General features: G+C 69.6%; 6 protein-coding genes and 1 pseudogene. 1 reads left to right on the top strand and 6 read right to left on the bottom strand.

Annotation, left to right across the window (positions count from 1 at the left end):
- Positions 1-204: 204 nt before the first annotated feature.
- From ACWDSL_RS50555 to ACWDSL_RS50530, 6 genes are all read right to left on the bottom strand, one after another.
- The gene (locus ACWDSL_RS50555; RefSeq protein ID WP_450496165.1) at positions 205-1,506 is read right to left on the bottom strand and encodes an MFS transporter; all 1,302 of its coding nucleotides are present in this window, start codon (positions 1,504-1,506) and stop codon (positions 205-207) included.
- Positions 1,503-2,645 (bottom strand): PLP-dependent cysteine synthase family protein, encoded by a 1,143-nt coding sequence (locus tag ACWDSL_RS50550; RefSeq protein WP_450496163.1) that lies wholly within the window; start codon positions 2,643-2,645, stop codon positions 1,503-1,505. Before ACWDSL_RS50550 ends, ACWDSL_RS50555 begins: the two co-directional genes overlap by 4 nt.
- Before the next feature lie 132 nt (positions 2,646-2,777).
- On the bottom strand, positions 2,778-3,248 hold the full coding sequence (locus ACWDSL_RS50545; RefSeq protein ID WP_450496161.1) for a hypothetical protein: 471 nt from the start codon (positions 3,246-3,248) through the stop codon (positions 2,778-2,780).
- 165 nt (positions 3,249-3,413) lie between these two features.
- On the bottom strand, positions 3,414-3,806 hold the full coding sequence (locus ACWDSL_RS50540; RefSeq protein ID WP_450496159.1) for a hypothetical protein: 393 nt from the start codon (positions 3,804-3,806) through the stop codon (positions 3,414-3,416).
- A 936-nt stretch (positions 3,807-4,742) separates the two neighbouring features.
- Positions 4,743-5,087: a multicopper oxidase domain-containing protein gene (locus ACWDSL_RS50535; protein WP_450496157.1), complete on the bottom strand. Its 345-nt coding sequence runs from the start codon at positions 5,085-5,087 to the stop codon at positions 4,743-4,745.
- A 126-nt stretch (positions 5,088-5,213) separates the two neighbouring features.
- Complete coding sequence (locus ACWDSL_RS50530; RefSeq protein WP_450496167.1) at positions 5,214-5,855, bottom strand: DUF899 family protein; 642 nt, start codon at positions 5,853-5,855, stop codon at positions 5,214-5,216.
- 363 nt (positions 5,856-6,218) lie between these two features.
- On the opposite strand from ACWDSL_RS50530, the pseudogene ACWDSL_RS50525 reads away from it, so the two are divergent.
- A pseudogene (locus tag ACWDSL_RS50525) lies at positions 6,219-7,294 on the top strand (integrase).
- Positions 7,295-7,413 lie beyond the last annotated feature (119 nt).

The following is a 7,413-nucleotide window of genomic DNA, read 5'->3' as shown; positions in this document are numbered from 1 at the left end:
CTCTGTCGACGCCCGCGCCCGGGGCCGCCAGCGGGGCGAGGTGCTCGCGGCGGCCATGTGCGACATGGCCGCCGCGAAGACACCCCCAGGGGGCATTCGCCATGGGCGGCGCGGGCGTACTCGTACGGCTGTTCCCAGGGCCCGGCCTGGGGGCGGCGGACGGTGCCAGGGACCGTCCGCCGCCCTTTCCCTTCTGCGGCCCCGTCAGGCCGCCGCGGGTTGTGCCTGGGGAGCGGACACCGCCGCAAGTCGGCCGGTGCGGTCCAACCTGTACAGCGCGGCGGCGCAGGCCAGGCCCAGTGCGAGCAGGGCGCACCACGGCAGCGCGGACATCCCGGCCGCGCGGGCGGCGTCCAGCGCGGCACCGGTGAGGAGGTTGCCGAGGGTGATGCCGACCCCGCAGATGGTGTTGTACAGCCCGTAGTGGGTGGCGACGAGCCGGTCACCCGAGAGACGGACGATGGTGTCCATCTCGAACGGGTAGGCGATCATCGTCCCCAGGGCGAGCAACAGCGCCGAGAGGGCGGGCGGAACGGCCGCGAGCAGCCAGCGGCCCGCGCCACCCTCCGGTTCGGGCACGGCACTCGCCAGCAGCAGCGGCACGAACGCCACGCCCATGGTGAGCAGCCCCCAGGCCAGCGCCCGGCCCGGCGCCATCCGCGCCTTGCACCAGGCCGTGACCTTCGTCTGCCCGAGGATGGTGGCGAGGCCCGAGACGGCGAACAGCAGCGCCACCGCCGCGGCCCCGGCCTCGCCCTGGCCGCCGAGGCGGCGCACCTCGAGCGGCAGGGCCAGGTAGACCTGGAACGACAGGACGTACGAGCCGATCATGGCGGCGGAAAAGAGCAGGAAGGGCCGGTTGGCCACCACGTCCCGCCACTGCGACAACACGCTCCCGCGCGCAGCGTCCCGGCCGTCACGGGCGTCGTCGGCCCGGCGGGGCGGCAGCGCGCGGATCTGGACGACACTGAGTACGGCGAAGACCGCGGCGGCCACAAGACAGGTGACGCGGAAGTCGATGCCGGTCAGCACCATGCCCACCAGCGGGCCGAGCAGGATTCCGGCCTGGTAGAAGACGTTGAACAGCGCGAACGCCTCCACCCGGCGCTCCCCCGCGTCCGCGGCGAGGTACGCCCGTACGGCGGGGTTGAACAGCGCTCCGGCAAGCCCGGTGGCCGCCGAGGCGGCGAGCAGCGCGGGCAGGGAGTCCACAAGTCCGAGGGCCGCGAATCCGGCGGTGCGCAGCACGCATCCGGCGACGATCAGTGGCTTGTAGCCGAACCGGTCGGCCAGGGTGCCGCCGACCAGGAACATGCCCTGCTGGCTGAAGTTGCGCACGCCCAGGATGAGCCCGACCAGCCAGCCGGCGAGTCCGAGAGTGCCGGACAGGTGGGCGGCCAGGTAGGGCATGAGCATGTAGAAGCCCAGGTTGATGGTGAACTGGTTCACCATCAACAGCTGAACGCTGCGCTCGTAGGAACGCACCTGCGTGAGCAGCGACTTCACCGGCCCTCCTCCTCGTCGGCGTCCTCGGTGGCGTCTTCGGTGGCGTCTTCGGTGGCGGCGTCGCGGGAGAGGGGGTCGACCACGGTGGTGCACCGGGTCCAGCGGGTCGCCTCCTTCTCGTCGAGGCTGCCGATCACCTCCGGTTCGGGTGCCGGGGGTGAGTCGAGCAGGCCGTGAGCGGCGCAGTAGTCGTCGTCGTAGACCGTCCCCAGGTAGCGCTGGGGGCCGTCGGGGAAGATCGCCACGATGCGGCTGTCCACGGGGCTGGTCCGGGCGAGCCAGCCGGCCACCAGAGCGACCGCTCCGACGCTCCATCCGCCGGTGGCGTAGTGGGACGCGGCCAGCTGACGGCAGGTCCACACCGCCTCCGCCGGGGCCACCCAGTGCACTTCGGAGAACTCGTCGTAGGCCACATTGCGGGGGTAGATGCTGGATCCCAGTCCGCGCATCAGGCGGGGCCTGGCGGGCTGGCCGAAGATCGTCGAGCCGGTGGTGTCGACCCCGATGACCTTCAGCTCGGGGTAGAGCTGGCGCAGAACCCGGGAGACGCCGGCGGAGTGGCCACCAGTGCCGACGCTGCACACCAGCGTGTCGATGTGGCCGAGTTCGGAGGCCAGTTCCAGCGCGAGCGGTGTGTAGGCGGCGACGTTGTCGGGGTTGTTGTACTGGTCCGGGCACCATGAGCCGGGGTGCTGGTCCCGCAGGCGCTGGACGCGGTCGCGGCGGGCCTGCTGCCAGCCGCCGGTGGGGTGGGGTTCGGAGACGACATTGACCTGGGCGCCGTACGCGGTCAGCAGCCGGGTCATGGACAGCTCCAGGCCGGGGTCGGTGACCAGGGTGACCGGGTGGCCGTAGACCATGCCGGCCAGGGCGAGTCCCAGTCCGAGAGTGCCGCTGGTGGACTCGATGATCCGGCCGCCGGGCCGCAGTTCGCCGCGGGCCCGGGCCCGTTCGACCATGTGCAGCCCGGGGCGGTCCTTGATGCCGCCGGGGTTGAAGCCCTCCAGCTTGGCCCAGAAGCCGCGACCGGCCGGGGCGAGGGGCTCGGACACCCGCAGCAGGGGTGTGTTGCCGACCAGCCCTGAAAGGGCGGACCTGGCGGTGAGCGAACCGGTGTCGGTGGTGGTAGAGGATTGCATCTTCGTGTTTTCTCCGCAGAGCGTGAAAAGTGTCGGGTCGTCTTTGACCGCGTCACGACCGTGGCCGCGGCGGGCTTCCCGATCCGGGAGCCCGCTCGCGTGCGGCCGCGGGACGTCGGTGGCGGGTACGGCCTAAATGCGCCACCGGCAGACGACGGCGAGTCTGGAGATCCCGGACCGCGCTCGGCTGCCCCGTTCCTCCTGGGGCCGTATCGCCGCGCGGACGGCCGCCCTGGTCGGTGCCGGGAACACACCGGCAATCGGCGTCAGATCGCGGGACGGCACCGGTGGCCGCGGCGTGGACAGGCCGGTGAGACCGAGGGGGGCACAGGATTCGGCGCTGTGCGCCGCCTCAGGGACATCCGAGTCCCCGGGGGACGCCGCCGCGGGCGACCCGGAGGTGGTCTGCGCCGTGGCGCGCGGATCGGCCGACTCCTTGTGCGGGCCGAGGCAGTCGAGAGGGGCCAGCAGCAACCCGCACAGCAGGAGCGCGATGACACCGCGATACCACGACGAGCCCGGTAAAAGGGCATGGCGGACGTGGGAGTGGAACGGCAACAGTTCCTCCGCATGGCACACCGACCCCGCCCTACGGGAGGGCATGGGCAGTGAGCAGAAGTGGGCATGGGGGGTGGCGGCGCCCGGACTTGCCCGGATCAGCGCCTTTGAGCGGCGCGCCATCGGAAGTCGGGGAGCCGTGAGCCGAAGGCGCCGGACCGGGGCGGCGCATGCGCGGCATACGCAGGCGGGCCGACGGTACGGCAGAGTCTAGATCCGCAGGACCGCGCAGGCGGCGGAGTCGTGGAACGGGCACCTGGCCCAGGAGGTCGGTGCCCGGCCGGTCGCCTCGAACGGCGTGACCAGGAGAGCCGACTCCCGGCCGAGCGGCGCCGGGCAGGGCGCCACCACTCCGGAACCGTGCTGAGGCTGAGCGAGCAGACACTCGTGTGCCGGATGGGGAGAGCCGTGGTGGCCGTCGTGGTGGTCCCGCGTCGCGAGCCCACCGTCAGAAGTCTTCTGAGCAGCGGCGGATGTCGTCGTGGCAGCACCGCCCTGGCCCACGGAAACCCCCGGGCCCGCCGCGATGGAGGAGAGGTGCCTCGTCACGCCCTCCGGGCTCACGCCATGCGCGTACACCAGCCCGAACAGAAGCGCGGCCACCCACAGCAGACGCAGCGGGCGCCCCGAGGGACAGGACCGCGACATAACGGAGGGCGACCAAGCCGTAATCACGCCGTGACCTTAACACTATTGCGTGAGTGCCCGAGAAACACCCCAGAAACATCGCGCCAACCTGCCCGAGCGGCAAACGGAATCGGTCACATACGACTGATGCAGGCCACCCGGAGCACATTGGCGCCGCCGCGCGGAGGGGATGCCCGCGCCGGGAGGATCGCCGAACAAGCGGGGGCGCAGCAGGCGTTCAGGCCCGCCGTTCCCAGGACGGGGAGCCCGAGCAGCAGCGTCCACGGAAACAGTGACTCGACGCGGGCCGGACCATCGCAGGGGTGCGCCATGGATTCACAGCAGCCGCCGTCACCGCCCGAGACACGGTGATCAGAAGGCTGGATTCCACCCCAGCGGTCCGCGGACTGTCCGACCGCGCCGAACTCCTGGACGGACACCGGACCGCGGTGGCCACCGGGGGCGTGAAGTATGCAGACGAGCACATGAGCCGCAGCGAACAACGCCAAGCCCACGAGCAACCCCGTCGACGAGCCGCACTTCCCCGGCTCCCTCACCACACCCCAGAGCATGAGAACGACGGTACCCAAATCAGTGTGCTTCCCCGCTATTTCCCCTTTACGGGCGAGTCGCCCGCGGGCTCCCATCTTCGAGCGGCCCACCGCCGAGCCACGCTTCCCGGCTCCTGGCACCTGGCACCTGGCACCTGGCCGGAATCGGACCGATCCACAACGCGGGCCAAGCGCTTGCCACGGCCCCACACGTCCAACTTTGATGCAGCAGACAACATCACGGAGGAGTGGAGTGGTCGCAGCGCCCGCGGGGGCGCCTGGAGCCGCGTCGGTGCGCCGAGCACACGCTCGCTGATGCTGGCGGACGCTTCCTGTCCTCCAGCATCAGAGGTGTCGAGGATCAGGCCTGGTAGACCACCAGCGCCATTATCCCGGCCTCACCACGGTAGGCGTTGTGGCAGTGCAGCATCCGCTGGCCGGGGTTGTCCGCGTCCAAGGGTACGAACAGTTTCTTCTTCGGCAGCACGATCGCGGTGCCCTTGCGGGGGTTGACGTTCCCGAGCTGGCACGTGCGGCCGTGCAGATGCGCCGGATGCCATATCTGCGTGTTGCCGACGAAGGCCAGCCGGACCCGCTGGCCGTCCTCGAGCGTGATCGGGTCGGCCGTCGGGTGGCGCTGGCAGTAGCTGTTGCGGGTTGCGGTAGGCCGAGGGGGCGGCACCAACCGCTCAGCCAAGCCCGTCACGAACCACTCGACGCTCCACGCGTATCAAAAGCAAGGCGTCTCAAGCGGTCTCCCCGCGTCCCGCACCCGTCTCCGCCCATGGGCGACGCGAAAGCCCTCCTACCCGATGAACAACCTCCTAAGCCACTACGTACCAAGCGCATGATGGCGCTGACCTGCCGCCCGCCACGCTTCACAGCCGAGAGGCACGGCCCGGCCACTTGCACCACATGTGTTGCAGTCGCTACGGTGAGTGCAACTACCCTCTGAGCTGAGAAGATGACGGCGACTCAGGCCAGTCGCGCGCAGAACCCCCACAGAAGCCCAGACGGCAAAGCTGACGTCACGCTGGTGCAGATAGGACAGTTCGCGGACCTGGCCGGTGAAGAACGTGCAGCCCTCGCACTGGTCGGCGGCGGAACGACCGTCGTGCCACATGTGATACGACACGAACAGCTGGGTACGGCCCTCGAAGACGTCGATCAAGGGGATGTCGCCATCGCTGCCCACGAGCGGGGTCGAGGGGTCCACCTCGGTCATGGGCAGCCGCCGCCGTGCGGCGGCGATGGCGTCGCCCTCCCGGGTGTGCGCCTTCTCCCGGGCGCGCAGGGTGCCGATTACGGCCAGCCACTCCCGGCGGGAGACGACCGGGGGCCTGTTCTGGAAAACATCAGCAGCCTGCGGGCCGGGCTGCGCTTGCCGAAAATCCGTACGTCCTGGTGGGAGGCAGTGAGCGGGGGTGTTCGGGCTTCTATGGCGATCGGTTGGGACGCGCTCTCGCGCGGGTATCGATCGCCGCGGAATGATGGTCCGCCGTGCTGCTGCGACTGGGCTACCTGGCTGTAACTCACGCGTTCGCCATGCTTCGCCTGCTGCCGATGAGCGACCGCGACAAGGACACGGAGATCCTCGTCCTGCGCCACCAGCTCATGGTGCTGGAGCGGCAACTCGGCAAGGAGAGGCTGCGGTTCACTCCGGGCGACCGGGCGATCCTGGCCGCACTGCTGCACCGGCTGCCACGGGACATTGCCCTTGCCAGAAACCTCATCCGCCCTGGTAGGGGCCGGTGCATCGGGCTTCCCGAAATCTGGCCGCGGTTGTCTGAGCCGGCGCTCTCGCGCAGCTGCCGTCAGCACGTCATGATGATCGATCGTGCTGCTGCGACTGGCTTACCTGGGTGTGACACACGCGTTCGCGATGCTCCGCCTGCTGCCGATGACCGACCGGGACAAGGACGCAGAGATCCTCGCCCTGCGCCACCAGAACACCGTGCTGGAACGCCAACTCGGCAAGGACAAGATCCGGTTCATGCCCAGTGATCGGGCATTCCTGGCAGCGCTGCTGCACCGGCTGCCCCTGCACGTCCTGCGAAGATTACGGCTGCTCGTACGCCCCGACACGGTGCTGCGTTGGCACCGCAGCCTCGTCGCGCGCCGCCATGCCGCCGCCTGCAGGCCCAAACGCCCGCGACGACCACGCACAGTGCGCTCCGTCCGCACCCTGGTGCTGCGGCTGGCGAAGGAGAACCCGAGCTGGGGCTACCGGCGCCTGCACGGCGAGCTCCTCGTACTGGGGTCTGGGAAATCCTGAAGGAGGCCGGCATCGATCCTGCGCCCGAGCGGAACTCCAGTACCTGGGCCACCTTCCTTCGCTCCCAGGCTGATGCCCTGCTGGCCTGCGATTTCATGGAAACAGTCACCCTGTCGGGGATGCGGATGCACGTGCTCGTGGTGATCGAACACGGCAGTCGCCGGATCCGGATCCTGGGCGCCACCGCGCATCCGATCGCCTCCTGGGTAGCCCAAGCGGGAAAGAGCCTCGTCATGGACCTCGAAGACCTCGGCTGCCGGGCACGGTTCATGATCCGGGACCGGGACGGGAAGTTCCCCGCCCTCTTCGATGCCATCCTCAAGGACGCAGGGATCGACGTCGTCCTCAGCGGCATCCAGATGCCGAGGATGAACTCGATCACGGAGAGGTGGATACAGACCTGTCGACACGAGCTCCTGGACCGGACGTTGATCTGGAACCAGCGACACCTCCTCCACTCCCTACGCGAGTTCGAGCAGTTCCACAACGGACACCGACCACACCAAGGCATCGCCAACGCCAGACCGCTACACCCCTTGCCCCCACCGATCCACGACCCGGACACGTTAGCCCGCCTCAACATCCTCAGACACGATCGACTCGGCGGCATCCTCCACGAATACCGACATGCAGCGTGACCTGCACGGATGAGATTTCCGGCACCGGGGGCTTCAGCAACCCGACCGACACCGTGCTGACCGTGCCGGTGCCGGTGGATGTGGAGCCGGGGCGGGTGGAGGTGCAGGTCGTCACCGCG

Source organism: Streptomyces sp. NPDC000941 (genome assembly GCF_053599555.1).
The sequence above is the reverse complement of the archived record's forward strand: the minus strand, read 5'-3'. Positions and strand labels throughout refer to the sequence as shown.

Bases quoted from the DNA above. Each gene is read 5' to 3' on its own strand.
- ACWDSL_RS50545 (WP_450496161.1), bottom strand. From the start codon at position 3,248: ATGCCCTCCCGTAGGGCGGGGTCGGTGTGCCATGCGGAGGAACTGTTG.
- ACWDSL_RS50550 (WP_450496163.1), bottom strand. From the start codon at position 2,645: ATGCAATCCTCTACCACCACCGACACCGGTTCGCTCACCGCCAGGTCC.